This window comes from Pseudomonas kairouanensis (genome assembly GCF_004682055.1).
Lineage (GTDB): Bacteria > Pseudomonadota > Gammaproteobacteria > Pseudomonadales > Pseudomonadaceae > Aquipseudomonas > Aquipseudomonas kairouanensis.
Genome location: NZ_QUZU01000007.1, coordinates 1 through 25,962 on the forward strand (window position 1 = coordinate 1; position 25,962 = coordinate 25,962).

General features: G+C 60.4%; 16 protein-coding genes. 10 read left to right on the forward strand and 6 right to left on the reverse strand.

Annotated elements, in window-relative coordinates; translation table 11 throughout:
• Nucleotides 1–82 precede the first annotated feature (82 nt).
• Complete coding sequence (locus DYL59_RS07960; protein WP_135288679.1) at nt 83–553, reverse strand: DUF1289 domain-containing protein; 471 nt, start codon at nt 551–553, stop codon at nt 83–85.
• Between the two features lie 397 nt (nt 554–950).
• Here DYL59_RS07960 and acnB point away from each other — a divergent pair, with 397 nt between their 5' ends.
• Nucleotides 951–3,560 (forward strand): bifunctional aconitate hydratase 2/2-methylisocitrate dehydratase, encoded by a 2,610-nt coding sequence (gene acnB / locus DYL59_RS07965; RefSeq protein WP_135288823.1) that lies wholly within the window; start codon nt 951–953, stop codon nt 3,558–3,560.
• 215 nt (nt 3,561–3,775) lie between these two features.
• Here acnB and DYL59_RS07970 read toward each other — a convergent pair whose 3' ends face one another.
• Nucleotides 3,776–5,053: a serine/threonine transporter gene (locus DYL59_RS07970; protein ID WP_135288680.1), complete on the reverse strand. Its 1,278-nt coding sequence runs from the start codon at nt 5,051–5,053 to the stop codon at nt 3,776–3,778.
• 385 nt (nt 5,054–5,438) lie between these two features.
• Between DYL59_RS07970 and DYL59_RS07975 the strand changes: the two genes are divergently transcribed.
• From DYL59_RS07975 to DYL59_RS07990, 4 genes are all read left to right on the forward strand, one after another.
• On the forward strand, nt 5,439–5,963 hold the full coding sequence (locus DYL59_RS07975) for a cysteine hydrolase family protein (protein ID WP_135288681.1): 525 nt from the start codon (nt 5,439–5,441) through the stop codon (nt 5,961–5,963).
• Between the two features lie 165 nt (nt 5,964–6,128).
• The gene (locus DYL59_RS07980; protein WP_135288682.1) at nt 6,129–7,082 is read left to right on the forward strand and encodes a 2-hydroxyacid dehydrogenase; all 954 of its coding nucleotides are present in this window, start codon (nt 6,129–6,131) and stop codon (nt 7,080–7,082) included.
• Nucleotides 7,083–7,211: 129 nt separating this feature from the next.
• A complete protein-coding gene (locus DYL59_RS07985; protein WP_135288683.1) occupies nt 7,212–8,279 on the forward strand; it encodes a phosphotransferase family protein in 1,068 nt (355 codons plus the stop codon).
• Nucleotides 8,280–8,301: 22 nt separating this feature from the next.
• On the forward strand, nt 8,302–9,069 hold the full coding sequence (locus DYL59_RS07990) for an SDR family oxidoreductase (protein WP_135288684.1): 768 nt from the start codon (nt 8,302–8,304) through the stop codon (nt 9,067–9,069).
• Nucleotides 9,070–9,106: 37 nt separating this feature from the next.
• Here the strand turns inward: DYL59_RS07990 and DYL59_RS07995 are convergent, their stop codons facing one another.
• Complete coding sequence (locus tag DYL59_RS07995) at nt 9,107–10,840, reverse strand: hypothetical protein (RefSeq protein ID WP_135288685.1); 1,734 nt, start codon at nt 10,838–10,840, stop codon at nt 9,107–9,109.
• Complete coding sequence (locus DYL59_RS08000) at nt 10,837–14,148, reverse strand: calcium-binding protein (RefSeq protein ID WP_238340644.1); 3,312 nt, start codon at nt 14,146–14,148, stop codon at nt 10,837–10,839. Before DYL59_RS08000 ends, DYL59_RS07995 begins: the two co-directional genes overlap by 4 nt.
• A gap of 155 nt (nt 14,149–14,303) precedes the next feature.
• On the opposite strand from DYL59_RS08000, the gene pdxR reads away from it, so the two are divergent.
• Together pdxR and DYL59_RS08010 are read left to right on the forward strand one after the other, a co-directional pair.
• Nucleotides 14,304–15,737, forward strand: coding sequence for a MocR-like pyridoxine biosynthesis transcription factor PdxR (gene pdxR / locus DYL59_RS08005; protein WP_135288824.1), 1,434 nt, complete (start codon nt 14,304–14,306; stop codon nt 15,735–15,737).
• An 84-nt stretch (nt 15,738–15,821) separates the two neighbouring features.
• A complete protein-coding gene (locus tag DYL59_RS08010; RefSeq protein ID WP_135288687.1) occupies nt 15,822–16,223 on the forward strand; it encodes a cupin domain-containing protein in 402 nt (133 codons plus the stop codon).
• Between the two features lie 135 nt (nt 16,224–16,358).
• Here the strand turns inward: DYL59_RS08010 and DYL59_RS08015 are convergent, their stop codons facing one another.
• Complete coding sequence (locus DYL59_RS08015; protein ID WP_135288688.1) at nt 16,359–16,988, reverse strand: DNA-3-methyladenine glycosylase I; 630 nt, start codon at nt 16,986–16,988, stop codon at nt 16,359–16,361.
• Nucleotides 16,989–17,204: 216 nt separating this feature from the next.
• On the opposite strand from DYL59_RS08015, the gene DYL59_RS08020 reads away from it, so the two are divergent.
• From DYL59_RS08020 to DYL59_RS08030, 3 genes are all read left to right on the forward strand, one after another.
• Nucleotides 17,205–18,530 carry a C4-dicarboxylate transporter DctA gene (locus DYL59_RS08020; protein ID WP_193557541.1) on the forward strand — a complete coding sequence of 442 codons (1,326 nt, stop codon included), beginning with the start codon at nt 17,205–17,207 and terminating at the stop codon, nt 18,528–18,530.
• Nucleotides 18,531–18,700: 170 nt separating this feature from the next.
• On the forward strand, nt 18,701–19,402 hold the full coding sequence (locus DYL59_RS08025; protein WP_135288690.1) for a FadR/GntR family transcriptional regulator: 702 nt from the start codon (nt 18,701–18,703) through the stop codon (nt 19,400–19,402).
• 17 nt (nt 19,403–19,419) lie between these two features.
• The gene (locus DYL59_RS08030; protein WP_135288691.1) at nt 19,420–20,106 is read left to right on the forward strand and encodes a GntR family transcriptional regulator; all 687 of its coding nucleotides are present in this window, start codon (nt 19,420–19,422) and stop codon (nt 20,104–20,106) included.
• Nucleotides 20,107–20,244: 138 nt separating this feature from the next.
• Here the strand turns inward: DYL59_RS08030 and DYL59_RS08035 are convergent, their stop codons facing one another.
• Nucleotides 20,245–25,104 (reverse strand): NAD-glutamate dehydrogenase, encoded by a 4,860-nt coding sequence (locus DYL59_RS08035; protein WP_135288692.1) that lies wholly within the window; start codon nt 25,102–25,104, stop codon nt 20,245–20,247.
• Nucleotides 25,105–25,962: the final 858 nt, after the last annotated feature.

Here is a 25,962-nt window from a genome sequence, read left to right on the forward strand (position 1 = left end):
GGCGGTGGGTCAGTCACCTAAGATGTCGACTGGCCCGCCGCCTTCGCGAGCAAGCCCGCTCCCACATTTGTTCTGTGTGGTGTCAGGCACCAAACACATCTTTCAGAAACCCCGGCGCGATATAGCGCTGGTAGTGGGCCTCGGACAAAATAAAAAACTCACGATCAACCGCATCACGCAAATCCGGCAAGGCCCACTCACGAAACTCCGGCAACAACACCATGCCATACGCCTCCAGATTGGAAATCACCCGCGCGCCCCGGGCAATCAACTGATACGCCCAGCAATATTCTGACTGGTGCGGCACAAAGCGAATCTTGCGCTGTTCCAACTGGCCACGCAGCATCTTGGGGTCGAAAACCTCGACTTTACCGGCCATCACCTGCACCAACAGCTGTTCAAGGCGCAGCCACACCGCACGTTTTTCTTCTTCGTTGTAGCCGTTCCACTGGATCACCTCGTGGTGGAAACGCTTGCAGCCACGGCACACGAGGTCGCCGTAGACCGTGGAGCACAGGCCTACGCAGGGGGTCTTGATGGTTTGGTTGGACATGGGCAACAGCACACAAATCAGCGAAACAATGCGCCATGTTAGCCCTTTGTCTAACCTTGATCACCCTGCAAACTTACCAAGGCAACTTACCTTTAGAAATTTTTTGCCGTAGAATCATCCGGCCTTGTAAGGCGCCAATAATCCGCTGGAAGCTGTTTTCAAAGCGTCACGAGCACAGTCGTTCCTTCAGAACGGTGTTGGCGATGGTCAATGACTCGGTAGGTCAATGCCCTCGCCAACCCTCATCAGCTCCGTTCTGCAGGCGTAAAACTTTGAAAGCAGCTTCTGTGAGGAATGCCGGCAGCGCTGGCTTTGCGGCCCAAAAAGCCCCCGAGCGCATGCGTGCCGTTCATTTCTGGATGAGCGTCCCGTGGGACCACTGATGAGGGTAATAACTGTGCTTGAAGCCTACCGCAAACATATCGAAGAGCGTGCAGCCCTGGGTATCGTTCCCCAGCCGCTTAACGCCGAACAAACCGCAGGCCTGGTCGAGCTGCTGAAGGCCCCCCCGGCTGGCGAAGAAGAATTCCTCGTTGACCTGATCACCAACCGTATTCCACCAGGCGTTGACGAAGCTGCCTACGTCAAGGCCGGTTTCCTGTCTGCCCTGGCCAAGGGCGAAGCCACTTCCCCCCTGATCGACAAGAAACGCGCTGTTGAACTGCTTGGCACCATGCAAGGCGGCTACAACATCGTGACCCTGGTCGAGCTGCTGGACGACGCCGAGCTGGCACCGGTTGCTGCCGCTCAGCTCAAGCACACCCTGCTGATGTTCGATGCGTTCCACGACGTGGCCGAAAAAGCCAAGAACGGCAACGAGCACGCCAAAGCCGTGATCCAGTCCTGGGCCGACGGCGAGTGGTTCAAGAACCGCCCGACCCTGGCCGACAAGATCAGCCTGCGCGTATTCAAGGTTACCGGCGAAACCAACACCGACGACCTCTCCCCTGCACCTGATGCCTGGTCCCGTCCCGACATCCCGCTGCACGCCCTGGCCATGCTGAAAATGGCTCGCGAAGGCATCGTGCCGGACGAGCAAGGCAAGACCGGCCCGATGAAGCAGATCGAAGAGATGCGCGGCCAAGGCTTCCCGATCGCCTACGTGGGTGACGTGGTCGGTACCGGTTCGTCCCGTAAGTCGGCGACCAACTCCGTACTGTGGTTCTTCGGCGACGACGTACCTTACGTGCCGAACAAGCGCGCTGGCGGCTTCTGCTTCGGCAGCAAGATCGCTCCAATCTTCTACAACACCATGGAAGATGCTGGCGCACTGCCAATCGAATTCGACGTCACCAACATGAACATGGGCGACGTGATCGACCTGTACCCGCATGCTGGCAAAGTCTGCAAACACGATTCCGACGAAGTCATCACCACCTTCGAAATGAAGACCCCGGTGCTGTTGGACGAAGTTCGCGCCGGCGGCCGTATCCCGCTGATCATCGGTCGCGGCCTGACCGACAAGGCCCGTGCCGAACTGGGCCTGGGCCCAACCGACCTGTTCAAGCTGCCTGAAGCACCTGTCGATACCGGCAAGGGCTACACCCTGGCACAGAAGATGGTCGGCAAGGCGTGCGGCCTGCCAGAAGGCAAAGGCGTTCGTCCTGGCACCTACTGCGAACCGAAGATGACCACCGTGGGCTCCCAGGACACCACCGGTCCAATGACCCGTGATGAACTCAAAGACCTGGCGTGCCTGGGCTTCTCGACCGACCTGGTGATGCAGTCCTTCTGCCACACCGCGGCTTACCCCAAGCCGATCGACGTGACCACCCACCACACCCTGCCTGACTTCATCATGACCCGTGGCGGTGTATCGCTGCGTCCAGGCGACGGCATCATCCACAGCTGGCTGAACCGCATGCTGCTGCCGGACACCGTGGGTACCGGTGGTGACTCCCACACCCGTTTCCCGATGGGCATCTCGTTCCCGGCCGGTTCTGGCCTGGTGGCGTTTGCCGCAGCCACTGGCGTAATGCCACTGGACATGCCGGAATCGATCCTGGTGCGCTTCAAAGGCAAGATGAAGCCTGGCATCACCCTGCGTGACCTGGTTCATGCCATTCCTTACTACGCGATCCAATCGGGTCTGCTGACTGTAGAGAAAAAAGGCAAGAAGAACGCCTTCTCCGGCCGCATCCTGGAGATCGAAGGCCTGAACGACCTGACGCTGGAACAAGCGTTCGAGCTGTCCGACGCCTCGGCCGAACGTTCGGCCGCCGGTTGCACCATCAAGCTGTCCAAAGACTCCGTCACCGAGTACCTGAACTCCAACATCACCCTGCTGCGCTGGATGATCGGTGAAGGCTACGGCGACGCACGTACCCTGGAACGTCGCGCCCAAGCGATGGAAGCCTGGGTCAAGAACCCAGAGTTGATGGAAGCCGATGCCGACGCCGAATACGCCGAAATCATCGAGATCGACCTGTCGGAAATCAACGAGCCAATCCTCTGCGCGCCAAACGACCCGGACGATGCCCGTCTGCTGTCGAGCGTTGCCGGTGAGAAGATCGACGAAGTGTTCATCGGTTCGTGCATGACCAACATCGGTCACTTCCGCGCTGCCGGTAAACTGCTGGAACAGGTCAAGGGTCAGCTGCCTACCCGTCTGTGGCTGTCGCCGCCGACCAAGATGGACGCTCACCAACTGACCGAAGAAGGCTACTACGGCATCTACGGCAAAGCTGGCGCACGCATGGAAATGCCGGGCTGCTCGCTGTGCATGGGTAACCAGGCGCGGGTAGAGCCGAATTCGACCGTTGTGTCGACTTCGACCCGTAACTTCCCGAACCGTCTGGGTGACGGCGCTAACGTCTACCTGGCCTCGGCCGAGCTGGCGGCAGTTGCCTCCACCCTGGGTCGCTTGCCGACTGTCGAAGAGTACATGGGCTACGCAGCGAAACTGGACACCATGGCCAGCGACGTCTACCGCTACCTGAACTTCGACCAGATCGCCGAGTTCCGCAAGATCGCAGCAAGCGCCAACATCCCGGTGATTCAAGCCTAAGGTGTTGATGCAATAAAAACGCCGCGTATCGCAAGATACGCGGCGTTTTTTTATGCCTGGAATACAGTATTAGCAACACAACAAAACGAATGTGGGAGGGGGCTTGCTCCCGATAGCATTGGATCAGTCAGCACTACTGTGACTGATACACCGCCATCGGGAGCAAGCCCCCTCCCACATTTAGAACCGCGCAGCCCGAACGACTGTACTACGACTCAAGGAATCAGCGAATACACCACCGCCGTAATCGCCACCAGGCCTACCGCCGTAACGAACACATTGGAAGCCTGCCCACGGTACTTGGCCATAGCCGGCACTTTGCGAATCGCGTACATCGGCATCAGGAACAGAATCGACGCAATCACCGGGCCACCCAGGGCTTCGATCATACCCAGGATGCTTGGGTTGAGCGTGGCAACGATCCAGCACACCACCAGCATGAATGCGGCGGTCATACGGTCCAGCGTCTTCGGCGCCGGACGGCGACCGGTCTTGAGCACCAGGCCCTTGAGGCCTTCGCTGGCGCCGATGTAGTGGCCCAGGAACGACTTGGCAATCGCCACGAACGCAATCAACGGCGCGGCAAAGGCGATCGTCGGGTTGTCGAAGTGGTTGGCCAGGTACGACAGGATCGACAGGTTCTGCGCCTTGGCTTCGGCCAGTTGCGCCGGCGACAGGGTCAGCACGCAGCTGAACACGAAGAACAGCACCATCACCACCATCAGCAGGTGCGCGCGGGACAGGATCTGCGAACTGCGCTCATCGGCGTTGGCACCGTACTGGCGCTTCTGGTCAACCGCAAAGGCCGAGATGATCGGTGAATGGTTGAACGAGAACACCATCACCGGAATCGCCAGCCACAGGGTGCTGAGCAACGCGGACGGCGCCGGTACTACGCTGGCGGTGCTGAGGATGCCGCCATTCCAATGGGGAATCAGGTACACGGCCAGGAACAGCAAGGCCACGATAAACGGATACACCATCAGGCTCATGGCCTTGACGATCACCTGCTCACCGCAGCGCACCACGGCCAACAGGCCGAGAATCAGCACAAATGCCAACAACGCCCGTGGCGGCGGCATGATGTGCAGTTGATGCTCCATAAAGCTGCTGACCGTGTTGGTCAGCGCCACGCTATAGATCAGCAGGATCGGGAAGATCGCGAAGAAGTACAGCAAGGTGATCAGTGCACCGGCCTTGAGGCCGAAGTGCTCTTCGACCACATCGGTAATATCCGACCCTTCACGACCGGACAGCACGAACCGGGTCAAGCCACGGTGGGCAAAGAACGTCATCGGGAACGCCAGCACCGCCAGGATCAGCAGCGGCCAGAAGCCCCCCAGGCCAGCGTTGATGGGCAAAAACAAAGTACCGGCGCCGATGGCGGTGCCAAACAGGCCCAGCATCCAGGTGGTGTCCTGGCGGCTCCAGCTTGTGAGCGTTGCAGGTGTCGTTGCATAGCGTTCGTCGACGCTATTGGCCTGATCATTCATCCGGTGGGATCTCCGCATTTACACGGCCAGGACGAGTCAGAAATACCTGACAGGCAGCGCCCTGGACATAGAAGGGGCGCGATTGTCCGGGATTCTTGTGAATAAGCAAAGACTTAGCTGAGGAACGGTGGCGTGGCGCATCGACGCGCGGAGTTTAATTTAGACACATTTGTTGACAACATAGCCCCGCGCTTAGCATGATCGGCCCATGAACTTTATTCAGCACCAACTCACCCGTACCACCACCACGACCGCTTTTGGCGGGTCGCGCGGTGGCTGTGGGTGCTTGAGCTAGACACTTCACAGATTCAACCCAAGGCCCCGCCAGCAATGGACGGGGCCTTTTTATTGCGCCGTCCGCCAGGCAACTACAAGGAGCAACACCATGGCTGACGCCCTGCTGATCATCGATATGCAAACTGGCCTCTACGACGGCCCGGAAAAGCCCTACGCCCGCGAACGCTTGCTAGACAACATCAATCAGTTGATTCAACGCGCCCGCAAGGCCAACGCCCCCATCTTCGTCGCCCAACACACCGGCCCGGCAGGCTCGCCCATTGCAGCGGGTAGCCCGCTGTGGAAGGTGTGTCACGGGCTGGAGGTCGACGAGTCTCACGATCGCCTGTTCAACAAGACTCGCCCCAGCTGTTTTCTCGGTACAGATCTTGCGCAGCAACTCAACGCCGCACAGGTCAAAGAACTGGTGATCGTGGGCATGAAAACCCAGTTCTGCATCGACACCACTTGCCGCGTGGCGGTAGAACTGGGCTTTCGCGTGGTGCTACCGGAAGACGGCCATAGTTGCATGGACACCCCGGCGCTGAAGGCCGAGGCGATTATCGAGCATCACAATGCAACGCTGGCCGGGGCGTTTGCAAAACGAGTAAAAACGTACGAAGTCGAGTTTTAAGTCTGTAGATACTGTAGGAGCGAGCTTGCTCGCGAAGAACTCACAGGCACTGCGGGTATCCAGGTTTCCCGCGTTATCGTTGACGTTTTTTCGCGAGCAAGCTCGCTCCTACGGTAAACATTCCCACATACTGCCCCCCTCCAACCCTTCAGGAAGAGCCTGCCGATGTCCACCACCGTTCTGGTCCTAGTTGAAACCATCAACGAATACCTGCAAATCATCGAAAGCAATGACTTCCACGTCATTCTGGCGCCCACGCCAACCGAACGTGCCCAGGCCATCAAGACCCACGGTGGGCAGATCAAGGCCGTACTGACCCGTGGGCCGCTGGGTTTGTACGCCGAAGAGATCGCCGCCCTGCCACTGCTTGAGATCATCTGCGTGATCGGCGCCGGCTACGAGCATGTGGACCTGCAGGCCGCCAGCAACCGTGGGATCGTGGTCACCAACGGTGCCGGGGTAAACGCACCGTCGGTGGCGGATCACGCCATGGCGTTGCTGCTGTCACTGGTGCGCGGCATTCCCCAGACCGACGCCGCCGTGCGCCGCAGCGAGTGGCCGAAAGTCATGCGCCCTTCCCTGGGTGGCAAACAACTGGGTATCCTGGGCCTTGGCGCCGTAGGTCTGGAGATCGCCAAGCGCGCGGCCCTGGGGTTTGGCATGGAGATCAGCTACCACAATCGCCAACCCCGGGATGATGTGGACTACACCTACTGCGCCACGGCCGTGGAACTGGCACGGACTTCGGACTTCCTGATCCTGGCCACCCCCGGCGGCGCCAGCACTCGCCATCTGATCGACCGCCATGCCTTGGATGCATTGGGCCCCAATGGCTACCTGGTAAATATCGGCCGTGGCAGCGTGGTGGTCACCGACGACCTGGTGGCGGCCCTTGAGCAACGGCGTATCGGTGGGGCCGCCCTGGACGTCTTCGACGATGAACCCAAGGTACCCGACGCCCTCAAGCGCCTGAGCAATACCGTGCTCACCTCCCATGTGGCCGGCCTTTCACCGGAGGCCGCCCACGACACCGTGCAGCGCGTGGCCGACAATCTGCTGGAGTACTTCGCCGGGCGTCCCGTGCTCACCCCGGTCGCCCTGCCCGCGGCCGTAAAATGACCGATCAGGCACGCTGATCATCATCCAACACGCTAACCTATTAAGCCGCCCCGACCTTGTCGCTGGGCGGCTGTGCGCATTAGATTAGGAAATAGTCCAAGGCCTTAAGAATAAGCAGAAGGGATAAGCATGGCGCTGAACGACCAATCGACCCAGATTCGCCCAGGCGAAGAACTTGATGCCAGCCTGATCGATCCCTACCTCAAGGCCCATATCCCGGGCTTGAGTGGCACGCCGACCATCAGCCAGTTCCCCGGTGGCGCGTCCAACCTGACTTACCTGCTGGAGTACCCCGGCCAGGAATTCGTCCTGCGCCGCCCGCCTTTTGGCCACAAGGCCAAGTCTGCCCATGACATGGGCCGCGAGTACCGCATTCTCAACCAGCTCAAGGACGGTTTCCCGTATTGCCCCAAGGCTTATGTGCATTGCACCGACGAGTCGGTGATTGGCGCCGAGTTCTATGTAATGGAGCGGGTCAACGGCATTATTCTGCGCTCGGACTTGCCGCCGGAACTGGGTCTGGACGCGACCAAGACCGAAGCCCTGTGCAAGAGCTTTATCGATAAGTTCGTCGAACTCCATCAGGTGGACTACACCGCCTGCGGCCTGGCCGACCTGGGCAAGCCCGAAGGCTACGTAGCGCGTCAGATCCGTGGCTGGAGCGACCGCTACGAAAAAGCCCTGACCCCCGACGCCCCACGCTGGGAGGCCGTACGTGCCTGGCTCAACGACAAGATGCCAGCCGACCACCCCACTTCCAGCATCGTGCACAACGACTACCGCTTCGATAACGTGATTCTCGACCCGCACAACCCGATGCAGATCATCGGCGTACTGGACTGGGAACTGACCACCCTGGGCGACCCACTGATGGACCTGGGCAATACCCTCGCCTATTGGATCGAAGCAGCCGACCCGGCGCCTGTGCAACTGATGCGCCGCCAGCCCAGCAACGCCCCCGGCATGCTGACCCGGCGCGAGTTTGTCGATTACTACGCCGAGCGCTCCGGCATCCAGATCGACAATTTCGACTTCTACTACACCTACGGCCTGTTCCGCCTGGCCGGCATCGTGCAGCAGATCTACTACCGTTTCTTCCACGGCCAGACCCAGGACAAACGCTTTGCGCAGTTCATCCAGATGAACAAGCTGCTGGAGCAGATGAGCCTGAATGTCATCGGCAAATCCGCGCTCTGATCGCCCATAACAAGGAACTCCCATGTCCAAGACCCATCTGTTCGACCTCGACGGCAAGATCGCTTTCGTTTCCGGCGCCAGCCGTGGCATCGGCGAGGCCATCGCCAAGTTGCTGGCCCAGCAAGGCGCCCATGTGATCGTGTCCAGCCGCAAGCTCGAAGGGTGCCAGCACGTCGCCGACGCGATCATCGCCGACGGCGGCAAGGCCACGGCCATTGCCTGCCATATCGGCGAAATGGAGCAGATCACCCAGGTGTTCGCCGGCATCCGCGAGCAGTTCGGTCGCCTGGATATCCTGGTTAACAACGCCGCCACCAACCCGCAGTTCTGCAACGTGCTGGACACCGACCTGGGTGCATTCCAGAAGACCGTGGATGTGAACATTCGCGGCTATTTCTTCATGTCGGTGGAAGCCGGCAAGCTGATGCGCGAAAACGGCGGTGGCAGCATCATCAACGTGGCGTCGATCAACGGCATTTCGCCGGGCATCTTCCAGGGCATCTACTCGGTGACCAAGGCCGCGGTGATCAACATGACCAAGGTGTTCGCCAAGGAATGTGCCGAGTTCGGCATCCGCTGCAACGCCCTGCTGCCCGGCCTCACCGACACCAAGTTCGCCTCGGCGCTGGTCAAGAACGACGCGATCCTGAAAATGGCCCTGGCGCAAATCCCCCTCAAGCGCGTTGCCGACCCGAGCGAGATGGCCGGTGCGGTGTTGTTCCTGGCCAGTGATGCGTCCAGCTACACCACGGGTGTGTCGCTGAATGTGGATGGGGGGTTCCTGTCCTGACCTGAAACTGCCGCCCCGCACAAAGGGGCGGCACGCTTTACAGGCGCACCGGCCTCATATCGACCAAAAACAGCAACAGCCGCCCCTCTGGCGTGGTCGCGCCGATCACCTTGAACAGTCGATTATCCCGCATGGCCTGCTGCACCCGCCTGCCCGCCTCGCTGCGTCCAGCCTCGGTGCGCAACGTAAAGTTGATCCAACCGTCCTCCATCTGGAAGTCCGGGTTGACCCGCGCCATGTTCACATTGGAAAAACGGCCACTGCGGGATGTTGAGACGTGCTTGACCTCCAGCAAATACACCGCGTCCGTTGGGCCCTCGAACACCAGATCAAAACCGCTCTGCCCGCCGCGGTAGTTGCCTCCTGGAATGATCCGGTAGCCCTCACTGGCCAGGAAAACCCGATACAACTGCTCATTCTTTGCCCCGCGCGTCGGATCACGCTTGTCCAGCGCCCGCCACTCATTGAGCAGCACATCCAGCTCAGGTGTGCGTGAGCGCACCGGGTAATGAAGCTGATCACTGGCCGCCACGGCATTGATGTTGAACCCACCTTCGCGCGTAGAACTCACCAGCCCCATGCCCTGAAATGCATCGAACTGGGGCAGCCCAACGTGCAGCGTCTGGGCGTTGGCCTTGGCGGCGACAGCAGCACGCAGAGTGTCGTAGGGGTAGCCATGCTGCCAGATATGCGCGTCGATCAGCCGCCCCTGCTCCAGCGCCGGTGCGCTGCTGATGGAGGGGGTATTGAAGGCAATGAGCTGACGTGCGTACTGGCGCAGGTAGCAGTAGGTGTTTCGATTACTTTCCGACATGCCCCCGACGGCCATAGAGCCACCGTCTGGGGTATAACCCAGCAGGCGCCGCGCATCACGAATGATGTCGGTGATAGCGTCGATCCGTAGTTCCGGAACCCAGGCGCCGATTCTACTGCCGGTTTCGATATAGATGTCGGGTAAGCCGGTACTCGTGTCAGCACACACCGTTCGCATGCTTCTAACCGAGTCGAAACCACTACGGCACACCGAACCGTCGAGCAGCAGGTAGCTGCGCAACATTTCGCCATGGATCTGGATCACTGCATTTTCTTCGATTTTCCCGCAGAACTTGCGGTTGCCCTGCGCATCGATTTTCTCAACATCAGATTTAGGCAACCCCGCCTGGTCAAAACAATAATCACCCGACGGGGTCGAAAAACAGCGCTTGCCGGCAATCGAAGGCGTTGCGTGCCCAGCGGGGCCGTGCACCTGGTAGTCCGCCAGCGCCCACCGGAGGTCGAGGCGCCCGGTCACCCGCACGGACGGCAACGGCACCGACGCTGTGCTGAGGGACGTGCCGGGCGCCAATCGGCTCCACGTCGAAGAACCCGGCACCGGGTGTAACACAGGACCGCTGGCGTGCAGCGCATGGGGCAGGCGCTCACGGTAATCGCCGGTGGCGGCATCGTAGACCGCGAGGATCGTCTCGTTGCTGTCCAGGTTCAGGTAAGTACGTTGATTGTACGTACGCACCCCGGTGGTCGAAGGCTCGCCCAGCGCGGCACTCTGTGGAACCAGTACCGCAACCGGAGCCGTCGGGGCAAAATCAGGCAGCTCAAGCAGGCTTGGCACCTGCGCCTGCACCAGCGCCTCGCTGCCTTCAGACCGAGGCGAGGAAGGAATGCCAACGGCTCGCGGATGCGGCACGGCAAAATCCCGAGAGGTATCCCCTGTGGGCGTACGCCGGGCAGGGGTGGATGTGTCGGCAGAAGACGACTTGGGTGGTTTGTTCATAGCGTTGCAGGCCTCATCACCAATTGTGCAGGGGTCACTACGCGTGCAGGGTCAGACTCCAGCCCCCAGCAATCGCCCAGCACGTCGTAAAAAATCACTGATTGCTCGTCACCGGCCAAGCCCAGGCCGATCACCCGCAGCGTGCGTACCATCAGCGAAAGGAACTGGCGCAAGCGTTGCAAATGCGCCCAGGCAGCGGCAACGGTGGTGCAAAAATGCAGGTTCAGTTGCGACGGGTACACGCTGGCCAAGTCCTGGCGCACTGCGTAGACATCCCCGTCGCTGGTATGGATGCTCACGCGCTCCAGCGGGATATCCGGGTCGGTGCTGTCGGGAAGGTGCAGCGTCAAGTCTCCCAAGGTCAATGTCGTCCCCTTGAGGCTGATCTGCCCGTGTTCGAGGGGCTCCGTACGCACTTGCCAGGAAGAGGCATCGGTGGTCTTGGACAAGGCCCCAGGTGTCGACAGATAGAGGGTTGCCCTGGGGCTTGTGATGACTTCATACGTCGAGGAGCGCCCCAGCAGCACGTAGTCCTGCCGGTGGGGTGGCGCAGGAATCACAACCTTTTGCGGCAGCGACTGCAAATGCACGCCTTTGCCAACCGGTGGCCGCACGAACGGATACACCCCAGCCCGAAGCAACAATGCGACGCGCCCATCCAGGGTCTTCAAGCCGGGTTCAGCGCGATCCTGCAGATAGTGTTGTGGCACTGGGTCAAGCCGATAAGACACGCCATCGCGCAGAATCAGCACAAACCGGCAATCGAGTTTCAAGCGGTTGGCCATGATGCTGGAGGCGACATTGGTACGCGTCCCAGTTCTATCGCTGGCATAGTCCTGTACGACTAGGCGGCTACCGTCGCAAAAGCCAAGGGTCAGGGCCACGCGCCCATACGTCAGTTCATCGAAATTTCCGAGCCGTCGGCACGTCACGTGATAACGCGCCTGCACATGGACCAACTCCGACGCGTCATAGTCCAGGTACAACGTACACGCCGTGACATCGCCTTTGAGCGGCACGCGCACGGTTTTCTGCGCCGGTCCGCGCAGGATGAAGCAGCGACTGGCCTGGCCGGAAGGCACCACAAACTCCCCCTCGCCCAGCAGGTTTCGCAGCTCGGGGCCGTCACGCGGGCCGTGCAAGGCGACCGTTACCGCGCTGGCATCCTGTTCAGCCAACTCAGCCGCCAGCACCGGCACCAAGGTGTAGCCGTCTGCCGTGATGAAACGCAGACGGTTGTTTCTCAACACCCGTTTGCCAGACTCACGTGTGTACACGCCCTCAATCTTGATTTCACGCTCAGCCAGCTCACCGTCTTCACCCCGTCGTGACAGGATGATCAGGGCGCAATCGCGAATACTCCAGGCGGCAATGGCAGCCGCCTCCCAACGCATTTCGACCAGGCTGTCTTCGTGCCAATCCTGCTCCTGCAAGGTGACCGTGCCGCGATTGCTGGCAATCACATAACGGTCCTTGCCCGCGCCGCCATCCACCCAGGCGTATGTACCCTGCACCAACAAAATATCGTCGCCGAGGCCGCCCTCGACCCGGTCGTTTTCGCCCTGGGCGATCAAGATATTGGCGGCGGCCGAACCCTTGACCTGGCTGGCCACGCCTGCTGGTGTCGAGACGTTTACGATGGCCTCCACAACCATCGCCTGCCCGGCATCATCCAATCTGGTCACACTGCCTTTTTCCAGGTCGATCCCATAGCCCTGGGTGTCCTCGGGATACTGGCTGGTGTTCAGCAGGTGCAGCGTATTGTTGCCCTCCCCGCCGCGCAGCGTACTGGCAGGTTTTTCACTCGACTTGGCGCTAAAGGTGCCCGCAGGAATATCAAACAGGAACTGATCGTCGCGCGTGCCGCCGGTCAATTGCTTATGGCCCTCGCCGTACGCAAAGAAATTCGGCAGGTTGCCCACGCCCTTTACATCGTCGTTTCCGCCCCCCAACCGCCAGAGAACGCCCGCATCCGCAGAAGCCTGGCCCTTCACTACACCGGGTAACTCATCAACAGTCAGCGAAGACGCATCGATAACGTCGTCCGCATCACTGACACCCAGCTGCGTGGTATCAACGTACGGCAACTCCCCCAGCGCCTCGTGCCATTGGTGCTTCCAACCCAGGGCAGGGATCAAGCGAACCACGTAGGCACCATTGACCACGGCCTGCACCGTGCCCTTGAGCGCCCCCTTCAGCCAAGCCTCGGCCTGAGACGTCAGCTGCATGGCGTAGGTCTTGTCCATCTTGGCCACGACGTAGCGGTCGTGAACGTCCTTATCCAGTGCCTTGCCGAGAAACGTGAACCACCCCGCCCGCAGTCGCTCATGCGTACTCAGTTCGATGTAATCATCTATCTCGTCCACCTGGCGCGCCGCGCCATAAATCTGCGCACCCACAATCAGCACCACGGCGGCAGCGATACCCAAGGGGCCGGTATAGCTGAACCCCGCCAGGGCAGCGATGCCCAGCACTACACCCAAGGTGGCACTGGCGATACTGAAACCGGCGCTGACGTAATGATCCAAGGCTTCTTTGCCGCTGGTTTTTATCGCTTGCTTGAGCGAAGTGACGGCATTGCTGATGTCGAACGGCAATGTCAGGGCCAAGGCAAACAACCCTGCCCCCCGACGCAACAATTGGCCCGCCGAACTGACGGTGAAGCCTCTGAGCAGCCGGGCACCGTTACCCAGCATCCGTGTGCCCAGTGACTCCAGCGCGATTTCCAGTGCGCCAGCGGTCAGTTCCGCGAGCAGTTCAGAACCGGTCTCCAGCACCTGCTCGATATCACCCTGCTGGATCGCCTCGACCAACGCATTGATCGCGCTGTAGTACCCATAGAGTTGCAGCCCATACGCCACAGTCGACAGGCCCCGACTTTTTGCGACGTCCGCCCAGGGTGGCACGCCCTCAAGGCGGGCTGTCTGGGTTAGGTTGATGCGCTGGACCGCGTTAAGCAGGCTGTCGAGCTTTCGCCAGGAGCCTTTGAGCGCCTCATTCGGCATCGACTGCATCAAGGGCGGCGCTTGCAGCGAACGCAGGCTGGCAAATTCAAACAGCAGGTTGGCGCTGCTGTCGCTGAGCGTAGGATGAAGGCCGAGAAATTGCTTGAGCGCGGCCTCGGGGAAGCGGATCGAATCGATCAGCGTCTGATCGGCTTCGCGCCCTTTGAGGTGATGGGGACTGACGGGCATGCCCTGTACGCGCGCGCCCATCTCAGCCAATGTGGTGCGATTGATCTTCAGCTCGCCTACCACCAATGGCCCCAGGTGGGCATCCAGGCTGGCGTGTGTCTGTGTTGTGGTCATGCGTGCGGTTCCCTCTGCCATGCCATTGAAGGGCACAGGGTGGTTTAGAAGGGACCGGGTGCAGCGGTAGATAAGCCTATGCCGGCGGCAAGTCGATTTTGAAGCGCACGCGTGTGCGCGTAACCTTGGTACAGACCCAAGCCCCGGAAAACCCCATGGAACTGCACATCGTTATCACCGGCCGCAAGGACCTGGCCGCCCAGCTTTATCAGCAGTTGCGCGAAGCTATCGCCTCTGGGCGCCTGGCCGCTGGCGCCCAACTGCCGCCCAGCCGCCTGCTTGCCGAGCAATTGGGCGTATCGCGCAAAACTGTATCGGACACCTACGCCACCCTGACCTACGAAGGCTTGCTGGTGGGCAAGACCGGCAGTGGCACCTTCGTCAACGCGTGGGCACCTCAGCCTGGCCGCGTGCAAACCGCCACCGACCTGGCCTGCGCCGCGAGCCTCGCGCAGTGGGCGGCGCTGCCCTCGCCCATGCGTCATCCGACCCGCGACAGCACCTTGCGTTATGAATTTATCGGCGGCGCGACGTCGCGCAATCAATTCCCCCAGGATGAATGGCGTCGTTGCACCCAGGACGCCCTGCGGCGTATCGCGCAAAACAGTGGGTTCTACAGCCAGCCCGAAGGTTTGCCGGAGTTGCGCAGTGCCATCGCCGGCCACGTCGCATTCTCCCGAGGAGTCAAATGCCGTGACAGCGATATCGTGGTCACCAACGGCGCCCAGCAAGCCCTGGACCTGATCGCCCGCGTGGTCCTGGAGCCGGGCACCGTTGTGGCCATGGAAGACCCCGGCTACAGCCCCGCACGCCAATTATTCATGGCCATGGGCGCCAGCGTCGCCAGCGTGCCAGTCGATGAATACGGCATTCAGGCCGACCAGATTCCTGACGGCACGCGGCTGATTTATGTAACGCCCTCCCACCAATTCCCCCTCGGCATGCCCATGAGCATGCCGCGCCGCGAAGCCTTGCTGGCCCGCGCATTCGAGTTGGGGGCGATCATCATCGAGGACGACTACGACAGCGAATTCCGCTACTCAGGTCGGCCCACCGACTCCCTGCAAAGCATGGACACGCGTGGCGTGGTGACCTATGTCGGTACGTTTTCCAAGACCCTGTTGCCCGAGCTGCGCCTGGGCTATGCGGTATTGCCGCCAGCCATTTATGGTGCGGTACTCAAGGCCAAGCAACTCACCGACCAGCACAGCTCCACCCTGGCGCAATGGGCGCTGGCCAAGTTCATCAGCGAAGGTTACCTGCTCAAGCACATCCGCCGCTGCCACACGGTGTACGCCGGGCGGCGCGAGCGCATCTTGAAGCGGTTGGCGGGCGACTTGTCGCCGTGGTTCGAAACCATACCGACGGTCGCCGGATTCCACATGGCTGCACTGTGCAAAGTGCCGGTCGATATCCCACTGCTGATCGCCCAGGCACGCGAGGTGGAGGTGGGGTTGTATCCGCTGGATGTGTTCTTCCATGACGCGCCGGTGCGCTCGGGCCTGATCCTTGGTTTTGGCGCTATCGAGTCCCTGGACATCGACCCGGCGCTGGACAAGGTGCGCGACATTCTCCAACAGATTGGCTAGGGCATTTTCCGCCGGATTGGACATTGGTCACCTGCTCCCACGGGCGTAGGGTGACCAGGTCTCGAACTACTCGGAAACTTCGCCATGAAACGACTGCTCGCTGCCTCCCTGATGCTTGCCTCCCTCAGCGCCTTTGCCCACGAACCGGTGTACAACCAGGAATCGATCAAGGTGCTGCAAGAGCACGCCCTGACCAATGTGCCCGGCAAGAAAACCATCATGCTGACCGTGGACTACGCGCCTGGGCAAGCCACCGTACCCCATAGCCATACCGGGACCGCCGTGGCTTACGTGCTGGAGGGCTCGATCACTTCGCGGGTCAATGATGAAAAGGCCAAGACCTACAAGGTCGGCGAGTCGTTCTACGAACCGGCCGGTTCCCGGCACTTTGAATCGAGCAATGCCAGCCAGACCAAACCAGCCAAACTGCTGGTGGTGATAGTGCTGGATGACAAGGCTGAGGTACTGACGCCCCTGCCACAATAACCCGCCACGCAACAGGGCAAATGTGGGAGCGGGCTTGCTCGCGAAAGCGGTGGTTCAGTCACAGATGTACTGACTGAATGACCGCATTCGCGAGCAAGCCCGCTCCCACAGTTTGACCTGTGTTCAAACCGAGGTTCAGGGGCGTTTGAACTGGCGCCGCAGCGCTTCAATCTGCGGCCGACACGCGCAGCCTTCCAGATGATCATTGACCATCCCCATCGCCTGCATCAGCGCATACATCGTGGTTGGCCCCACATAGGTCCAGCCACGTTTCTTGAGGGCTTTGGATAGCCGCACCGAGGCCGGTGACGTTGGATTACCGGTCCAGTAAGCCATATCCACAACGTTGGGCCGTTCGTCTTCAGTGGGCTCAAACGCCCATACCCAACGCGCCAACGAGCCGGTCTCATCCACCAACTCACACGCTCGGCGCGCATTGTTGATTGCCGACACGATTTTCGCCCGATTGCGCACAATGCCCGCATCCTGCATCAACCGCTCGATATCCGCCTCGCCGTACTGCGCGACCCGCCGAAAATCAAAGCCCTCGAACGCCACCCGGAACTGCTCACGCTTGCGCAGGATGGTGATCCACGCCATGCCCGCCTGGAAGCCTTCGAGGCAAATCTTCTCGTACAACTGGATGTCATCAGCCACCGGCACGCCCCATTCATGGTCGTGGTAGTGCGGGTATTGCGGCGCAGCCGTACGCCAGGTGCAGTATGTAAGCCCTGTTGCGTCGGTGGTCAGCCCTGGTTTGTCCATCCATCACCTCATATGCCGAGCGGCGGATGATAAGCGAAAAATTTTTGAGCCCCCAACCGCTCAAGCACCGCCCTCGCCGACCAACTGGTCATACCGGGTCTGGTCAACCACCTATTTTTTACTTGTGATTTCAAAAAAGCCCGGCGTAGACTGGCCCCGCACTGGACTTACCGGTAAGACCACAACAATTAAGCCCTGGAACCACCAGGGCACCGAATAGAGATCCCTCCCATGCTCAGATGGTGCTCGCGTTCGATTTTCCTGCAAGTCGTGATTGGCCTGATGCTCGGCGTCATCTGCGGCCTGGCCCTTCCCGAATTCTCCACACAACTCAAACCCCTGGGTGACGGCTTTATCAAGCTGATCAAGATGCTGATCGGCCTGATCGTGTTCTGCGTGGTGGTCAGCGGCATTTCCGGTGCCGGCGACCTGAAAAAGGTCGGGCGCATCGGCCTCAAGTCGGTGATCTACTTTGAGATCCTCACTACCGTCGCCCTGGTGATCGGGCTGGTGATGGCGTTCAGCACTGGCATCGGCACCGGCGCCAATATCCACCTCGAACAGCTGTCGTCGGCGGGCCTCAATGAATTGGCCGACAAGGGCCAGCACATCCGTGGCACCAGCCAGTTCCTGATGGACCTGATCCCTAACTCGGTGATCGGCGCCTTTGCCGACAACAACGTGCTGCAAGTGCTGCTGTTCTCGGTGCTGTTCGGCAGCGCGCTGAACCTGGTGGGCGAAGCCGCTTCCGGCATCTCGCGGCTGATCAACGAACTGAGTCATGTGATCTTTCGCATCATGGGCATGATCGTGCGCCTGGCGCCCATCGGCGTGTTTGGCGCAATCGCCTTCACCACCAGCACCTACGGCCTGGACTCGCTGCAACACCTGGGCAGCCTGGTGGGGTTGTTCTACCTGACCTGCTTCGCCTTCGTCGGGCTGATTCTGGGCCTGGTGATGCGCCTGTCGGGCCTGCGCATGTTGCCGTTGCTCAAGTACCTGCGCGAAGAACTGCTGATCGTGATGGGCACCGCTTCGTCCGACGCCGTGCTGCCACAGATCATGCGTAAGCTTGAACACCTGGGGATCGGCAGCTCCACCGTGGGCCTGGTGATTCCAACCGGGTATTCGTTCAACCTCGACGGTTTCTCCATCTACCTGACCCTGGCCATTGTGTTTATCGCCAATGCCACGGGTACGCCGCTGTCGATGACCGACCTGATGACCATCCTGCTGGTCTCGCTGATCACCTCCAAGGGCGCCCACGGCATTCCGGGCTCGGCGCTGGTGATTTTGGCGGCGACACTCACGGCAATCCCGGCCATCCCGGTGGTGGGCCTGGTGCTGGTGCTGGCGGTGGATTGGTTCATGGGTATTGGTCGCGCACTGACTAACCTGATCGGCAACTGCGTGGCCACCGTGGCGATTGCCCGTTGGGAAAAAGACATCGACATCCAGCGCGCCAACAAGGTGCTCGACGGCCAGCAAGGCTATGCCTTCCAGGCCAAGAAAGCGGTGTTGCCGGCGCATCAGGAGTTCTAACAGATTTCATGAGCGACGCAGGTCCAAATGTGGGAGCGGGCTTGCTTGCGAATACGGTGTGTCAGTCACAGGTAATTCATCTGAGCCACCGCTTTCGCGAGCAAGCCCGCTCCCACATTGGACCGTCGCCAATTTCACTCGTGTGTTTGCAACTTAAAGGAGGCGTAGACGTGATCAGCACCTCAACCGTCGTCAATTCAGTGGTAGAAAAACTGCGCGCCGCGTTAGCGCGGGGCCAGTGGCGCCGGGGCGAAATGCTCCCCGGCCAGCGCGAACTGGCCGAACAGATGGGCATCAGCCGCCCAAGCCTGCGTGAAGCGGTGATCGTGCTCGAAACCCTGGGCCTTGTACGCTCCATGCCCGGCAAAGGCGTGGTGGTGCTGGAAACCAGCGTAAACGAGCCACAATCGGCCGACGCCGTGGCCGACGCCAGCCTGGAAGACATCCTGCAACTGCGCTACACCCTCGAACCTTTCATCGTCGGCCTGGTGGCCCAGTCCATCAGCAGCAAGGAAGTCGGCCAACTGCGCCTGACCCTCATGGACATGCGCGAAGCCCTCGACGCCGAAGACGCCGAGGCGGGCATGAATGCCTATATCGACTTCCACGAAGAACTGTTCGCCCTCACCTCCAACCCGATCTTTCAGAACGTGGTGCAACAGACCAGCAACGCCCTCAAGCAGAGCGCCCAAGTGCTGCGCAACTCGCCGGAACACCTGGCCGAACGCCTGCGGGAAAACGAGGCGGTGGTGCGCGCCATCCGCAACAAGAACAGCGCCCTGGCCAGTGCCGAAATGCGCCGGCACATCCTTCAGGAAGGCCTGCGCATGGGCATTCGCTTGAACATCCCGGACGACCATCTGGGCAGCTGATTAATTGGAGACTGGCCATGACCGCTTACGCGTTGCAACGCGACCCTATCTTCCCTGCCCTGCGCTTGATTGCCGGCAAAAAACCGTCGGTGGATGACATCTACCCGCGCCTGTTCGATGCCATCCTCGAACAACGTATCGCCCCGGCCAGTCGTTTTACCGAAGAGAGCCTGGGGGAAACCTTCGGTGTCAGCCGCAGCGTGATCCGTCGGGTACTGGCCAAACTGTCCCATCAGCAAGTGGTGATCCTGCGCCCCAACCAACGCGCCCAAGTGGCGGCGCCGGACGCTCAACAAACCCGGCAGATCCTCGAAGCCCGGCGCCTCACCGAAATTACCGTGGTGCAACTGGCCTGCGTACATGCCACGCCCACACAAGTACGCCAGCTGCGTGAGCTGATTGCCCGCGAACGTGAATGCATTGAAAAGGATCAACGTGGACCGGCGATTCGCCTTTCCGGCGAGTTCCACCTGCAATTGGCGGCCATGGCGCGTAACGCCCCCCTGGCGCAATTCCTGAACAGCCTGGTCCCCCTGACCTCACTGATCATTGCCCAATTTGAGACGAAAGCCTGCACCTACTGCGCGTGGCATGAGCATGTGGCGATTGTGGATGCGGTGGAGCAACGGGATGCCACCACCGCCGTAGCGCTGATGACCCAACACCTGGATCACCTGGAATCCAAATTACTCAAACACCACTGATCTCCAGATAGACGCAGAACCAAATGTGGGAGGGGGCTTGCTCCCGATAGCGGTGAATCAGTCAGCATCTGCTTGACTGACCCACCGCTATCGGGCGCAAGCCCCCTCCCACAATGGTTTACCGCAGAATCAAACCGGTTACAGCACCGACTGACCACTCAACGCCAGGTCCAGCAACTCACGGTTAGCCACCGCGTACATGGCGTAGTCCGTACCGACCGCTGCACGGATTTCCACCATCATCGCCACCCAACGATCGGCCATGTCCTTGTGCTGCTCAAGCCACAGGGCCACGCGGGCTTCCATGTCTTGTGGCGCGTCGGCCATTTGCAGAACCGAAATGGTGATCGCCCGTTGCTGCCAGTCCACATCGTCGCGGAACGCTTCGCGGGCCTGGGCTTGCCAGTTGTTGGCCACCGGCAGATCGCTGATCTGCTGCAGGTACCACGGCAAGTCCAGGGCGCTGCCCACGGCGAAGTAGGCCTTGGCCACTTCGGCGGCGTCGTGCCCGGTGACGTCAGCGGCTTCGATGATCGGCAGCAAGGTGTACAGGTGAGTCGTACCGGCAACCATGCGCGCCAACAGCTCCGGCACACCGGCTTCGGTGTATTTGCCGTAGCGGTTCTGCCAGCCTTCGCGGGTCGGGCCTTCCAGCAGTTCGTCGAGCTTGAGGCCCAACGCGGCCAGGTGCGGACCGAAGTGCGCGGTGTCGCGGCCAGCGTCCTGCTCGTTGCGACGGCTACGCAAGAACCAGCGCGTAGCACGGCGGCCCAGGCGCATCAGCTCGTCCATCAGCTCCAGTTGCACGTCAGCCGAAACCTGGTGGTCCAGGGCTTCGATCTGGCGGAACCAGTGCGGGAGGTGGAAGATGTCACGCACGATCACATAGGCACCCGCCACGTTCGCCGGGCTCATGCCGGTGGACTCCTTGAGCCTTTGAACGAAGGTGATGCCCATGTGGTTGACCAGGTCGTTGGCGATCTGGGTGCTGACGATCTCGCGCTTCAAGCGGTGGCGACGCATAGCCTCGCCAAACTTGGCCACCAGGCTCGGCGGGAACGCGGTCTCCATGTCACGGGTGAGGTAGTCGTCATCCGGCACCAGGGACTTGAGCAACGCTTCCTTGAGGTCGATCTTGCTGTAGGAGATCAGCACCGACAGTTCCGCACGGGTCAGGCCCTTGCCATTCGCGGCGCGCTCGGTGAGCTGCTCCTCGGTCGGCAGGTACTCGATGGCGCGGTCCAGCTTGCCACGGCCTTCCAGGTCGCTCATCAGGCGCTTGTACTCGGCGGCACGCTCGTAGGCACGGCGCGCAGCCAGGGACAGGGCCTGGGTTTGCTTGTAGTTGTTGCCCAATACCAGGTTGCCGACTTCGTCGGTCATGCTCGCCAGCAACTGGTTGCGTTGCTTGTCGGTCATGTCACCGGCCTGCACCACTTCGTTGAGCAGGATCTTGATGTTCACTTCGTGGTCGGAGCAGTCCACACCACCGGCGTTGTCGATAAAGTCGGTGTTGGAGCCGCCGCCATTGAGGCCGAATTCCACACGCCCCAGTTGGGTCATGCCCAGGTTACCGCCCTCGCCCACCACCTTGCAGCGCAGCTCGTTGCCGTTGACGCGCAGTGCGTCGTTGGCCTTGTCGCCCACATCGGCATGGCTTTCGGTACTGGCCTTGACGTAGGTACCGATACCGCCGTTCCACAACAGGTCCACCGGCGCCTTGAGCAAGGCGTTCAGCAGTTCGGTCGGGGTCAGCTTGTCGGCCGAGATGTCGAAGCGTTCTTTCATCTGTGGCGAGATGGCGATGCTTTTCGCGCTGCGCGAGAAGATACCGCCGCCTTCGGACATGATGCTGGTGTCGTAGTCGGTCCAGGCCGAACGCGGCAGCTCGAACATGCGCTGGCGCTCGACGAAGCTGGTGGCCGGGTTCGGGTTCGGGTCGATAAAGATATGCAGGTGGTTGAAGGCCGCGACCAGTTGCAGCTTGTCGGACATCAACAGGCCGTTACCGAACACGTCACCGGCCATGTCGCCGACGCCCACCACGGTGATGCTGTCTTCCTGCACATTGATGCCGCGCTCACGGAAGTGACGCTGCACACCCACCCACGCGCCCTTGGCGGTGATGCCCATTTTCTTGTGGTCATAACCGGCCGAGCCGCCGGAGGCGAACGCATCACCGAGCCAGAAGCCGTAGTCGATGGCAATGCCGTTGGCGATATCGGAGAAGGTCGCAGTGCCCTTGTCCGCTGCCACCACCAGGTACGGGTCATCGTCGTCATGGCGCACGACGTTGGCCGGTGGCACCAGGGCGCCGTCTTTCAGGTTGTCGGTGATGTCCAACAGGCCGGAAATGAAGATGCGATAGCAGGCGATGCCCTCGGCCGCGATCTCGTCACGGGTGCCGCCCAATGGCAGGCGACGCGGCAGGAAGCCGCCCTTGGCGCCCACCGGCACGATCACCGAGTTCTTAACTTGCTGGGCTTTTACCAGGCCGAGCACTTCGGTACGGAAGTCTTCTTCACGGTCGGACCAGCGCAGGCCGCCGCGAGCGACGTTGCCGAAGCGCAGGTGCACGCCTTCAACCCGTGGCGAGTACACAAAGATTTCAAACTTCGGCACCGGCTTGGGCAGCTCAGGGATCGCACGCGGGTCGAACTTGAAGCTGAAGTACGACTTGTTCTGGCCGTTGGCGTCGGTCTGGTAGAAGTTGGTGCGCAAGGTGGCCTTGATCAGATCCAGGTAGCGACGCAGGATGCGGTCTTCGTTGAGCACCTGAACATCGTCCAGGGCCGTGAGGATCGCTTGTTCCAGGCGTTGCTGCTTGTCTTCCAGGTCGTCCGCGGTGAGCTTGCGCGCCAAGTAGAAGCGGGTCTTGAACAACCGGGTCAACTCGCGGGCGATGTCGGTGTGGTTGTTCAGGGTGCTGGCGATGTAACCCAGGTCGAAGCCCAGGCGGATCTGCTTGAGGTAACGGGCGTACGCACGCAGCAGGGCCACGTCGCGCCACGGCAGGCCGGCAGTCAGCACCAGGCGGTTGAACGCATCGTTCTCGGCATCGCCGTGCACGATATGTACGAACGCATCCTGCAGGGTGTCGTTGAGCTGCTGGATATCCAGGTTCACGCCTTCGGCGGCGATGAACGCAAAGTCATGGATCCAGAACTCGCGGCCATTGGCGTGACGCAGGCGGTACGGGAACTCCCCCAGCACGCGCAGGCCCAGGTTTTCCAGGATCGGCAGCACGTCCGACAGCGCCAGCGGAGTGTCGGCGTGGTAGAGCTTGCAATGCAGCTCGCGCTGACCGGACACCTGGCCCAGCGGCTGGTAGAAACTCATCACCAGCGGGTTGGCTTCAGTGAGGCTGAGCAGGTGCTGCATATCGACCACGGCCGAATGCGCGGCGAAACGCTCGCGATAACCTGCCGGGAAACCCTTGGGGAAGTCCGCCAGCACGTTGGTGCCCTGGGCTTCGCCGAAGCTTTCCACCACCAGGCTGGAGTAGTCGTCCTGCCAGCTGCGGCAGGCCTGCACCACTTCTTTTTCCAGTTGCAGCGGGTCGATGTCGAGGCGGTTCTTCGGGTCAACCCGCAAAATCAGTTGAACACGGGCCAGCACGGATTCGGAGAAGAAGGTCCAGAACTCGCAGTCCGAAGCTTTCAGGCGATCCATCAATACTTGCTGGATTTTCTGGCGCACTTCGGTGGAATAGATATCACGCGGCACGTAGGCCAGGCAGTAGCAGAAACGACCGTACGGGTCTTTGCGCAGGAACACGCGGATCTTGTTGCGCTCCTGGATCTGCACGATGGACATCACGGTGCTGAACAGCTCGTCCACCGGGGTCTGGAACAGGTCGTCGCGTGGCAGCACTTCAACAACCTGGGCAAGCTCCTTGCCCAGGTGAGCCTTGGGCTGGAAGCCCGAGCGCCGTTCGATTTCCGCAACCTTGCGGCGGATGTAAGGGATGACGCGCACGCTTTCGCCGTACACCGAGGAGGTGTAGAGCCCCATGAAGCGGTGCTCCTTGATGACCTTGCCGTCGGCGCTGATCTCACGGATCGACACATAGTCCGGGTAGGCTGGGCGGTGCACGCGGCTTGGGTGCGCGGCCTTGGCGAACGACAACACGGTCGGTTCACGCAGGTAGGCGACGGCATAGTCCTCGATGCGCAGGTCGTCGGCGGTGAGGCCGGCGCGCAGCAGCTTGGTCAGACCGAGGAAGGAACTGGCGTCATATTCAATATGACCGCCATCTGCCTCGTCACGTACCACGAACTCTTCGTAGCCGAGGAAGGTGAAGTGGTTGCCCACCAGCCATTCCAGGAAGTTCTTGATCTCGGCTTTTTCTTCGCCGTCGATGGCGAACTGGCTGGCATCGATACCGGCCAGCAGGTCCTGGACCTTGGCTTTCATCGGCTCAAAGTCAGCCACGGCCACGCGCACTTCGCCCAATACCTGCTCAAGCTCTTTGCTCAGCACGTTCAGTTCGGCGGCGTTGGCGCAACGGTCGATTTCCAGGTACATCAGCGATTCTTGCTGGATGCCTTCGCCCTGGGTGCCTTTTGGCAGGATTTCCAGCAACTCGCCCTTGGCGCCACGGCGTACGCTGAGCACGGTGGTTTGCAGGGTGTGGATGCTGTAGCCGCGACGGTTCAGCTCGGTACGCACCGAGTCCACCAGGAACGGCAGGTCATGGTGCAACACTTCGACCGCGGTGTGGGTCGATTGCCAGCCATGACGTTCGTAATCGGGGTTGTACACCCGTACTTGCGGTTGGGTGTGGTCAAAGCGCTCAAGCAGGCGCCACGCAGAGAGGGTGCAACCGGCCAGGTCGGAAAGGCGACGCTGGGTCAGTTCGTCCAGGGAAATGATGCCGAAGAATTGTTCAGCGAACAGCGCCACTTGTGGCAGTGCCTGTTCACTGATGTGCTGCGCCAGTGCCGCTTGCAGTTGATGCTGGAAGTCGGCCTTGCTGGCTGCGGTGAAGAACGCCATCTGTGGTACTCCGCTTGGGCTTGTTATTGATGAAAGCGTCGCGTGTTATCCCCTTGCGGGGAGACCGTCTGCTCTGTTCGCACGTTAACCATAGCGAATCAAAGCGACAGGTGGGTGAAGCTGCACAAGACAACGGGGTCACATACAACTTCCACCGGATGCGCACCTGGCCAGATGACGGTACGACGGGCAGGTCAGGCGCCTGGCCCATGCACATCCGTTGCGCAGCTTAACGAGTGTGGGAAGACAGCTGCTTGCGGTGCTGCGACATATTCGGTCATCGGTACGCAGGGGTGGGGTTGCGACTTGGGCAACCTGTTAGTCACAACAGAAAACACGACCAAAACCTCGCAAAAATGTTCCAGGAGTGACTGATCCATTCAAAAACGTCACGACGTGATGTATTGGGGCTCCTAGCATCGAATACGATGACCTTATAAAACCTAGCCGCACCAAGAAAATTCGGAAGCGGCCTGGTGACAGAAAGAATCAGCTTGTATAGCTCAAGAACACTAAAGCAAACATTTTGATTCCGTTTTTACTCTTCGTCTTACCCACCATAACCCCATAAACAAATCATTGGCACCTTAAACGAAATATATACATCCAGATAGGATATTTCCTACTAAACCATCGGAAGCAAAATACCGGCAAACAATTGAAATGAGAAAAACACGGTGCTACTACTTTACTCACTCGCGAAATTCATCGCGGGTGGATCGCCGATTAAAATAGTAAGGCGTTCCCAATCCCAAAACGAGGTGTTCGAAATGGGCAGAAAACGCTCTGAAATCACAGTACCTACATTCGAAGGTCTGACCCAAGCCATGAGTGGAACAGAAGGATTTCTGGCAACAG

Excerpts from the sequence above, each read along its gene's own strand:
- DYL59_RS07960 (WP_135288679.1), bottom strand. The coding sequence starts at position 553 with ATGTCCAACCAAACCATCAAGACCCCCTGCGTAGGCCTGTGCTCCACG.
- DYL59_RS07970 (WP_135288680.1), bottom strand. The coding sequence starts at position 5,053 with ATGAATGATCAGGCCAATAGCGTCGACGAACGCTATGCAACGACACCT.
- DYL59_RS07975 (WP_135288681.1), top strand. The coding sequence starts at position 5,439 with ATGGCTGACGCCCTGCTGATCATCGATATGCAAACTGGCCTCTACGAC.
- DYL59_RS07980 (WP_135288682.1), top strand. The coding sequence starts at position 6,129 with ATGTCCACCACCGTTCTGGTCCTAGTTGAAACCATCAACGAATACCTG.
- DYL59_RS07985 (WP_135288683.1), top strand. The coding sequence starts at position 7,212 with ATGGCGCTGAACGACCAATCGACCCAGATTCGCCCAGGCGAAGAACTT.
- DYL59_RS07990 (WP_135288684.1), top strand. The coding sequence starts at position 8,302 with ATGTCCAAGACCCATCTGTTCGACCTCGACGGCAAGATCGCTTTCGTT.
- DYL59_RS07995 (WP_135288685.1), bottom strand. The coding sequence starts at position 10,840 with ATGAACAAACCACCCAAGTCGTCTTCTGCCGACACATCCACCCCTGCC.
- DYL59_RS08000 (WP_238340644.1), bottom strand. The coding sequence starts at position 14,148 with ATGACCACAACACAGACACACGCCAGCCTGGATGCCCACCTGGGGCCA.
- pdxR (WP_135288824.1), top strand. The coding sequence starts at position 14,304 with ATGGAACTGCACATCGTTATCACCGGCCGCAAGGACCTGGCCGCCCAG.
- DYL59_RS08010 (WP_135288687.1), top strand. The coding sequence starts at position 15,822 with ATGAAACGACTGCTCGCTGCCTCCCTGATGCTTGCCTCCCTCAGCGCC.
- DYL59_RS08015 (WP_135288688.1), bottom strand. The coding sequence starts at position 16,988 with ATGGACAAACCAGGGCTGACCACCGACGCAACAGGGCTTACATACTGC.
- DYL59_RS08030 (WP_135288691.1), top strand. The coding sequence starts at position 19,420 with ATGACCGCTTACGCGTTGCAACGCGACCCTATCTTCCCTGCCCTGCGC.
- DYL59_RS08035 (WP_135288692.1), bottom strand. The coding sequence starts at position 25,104 with ATGGCGTTCTTCACCGCAGCCAGCAAGGCCGACTTCCAGCATCAACTG.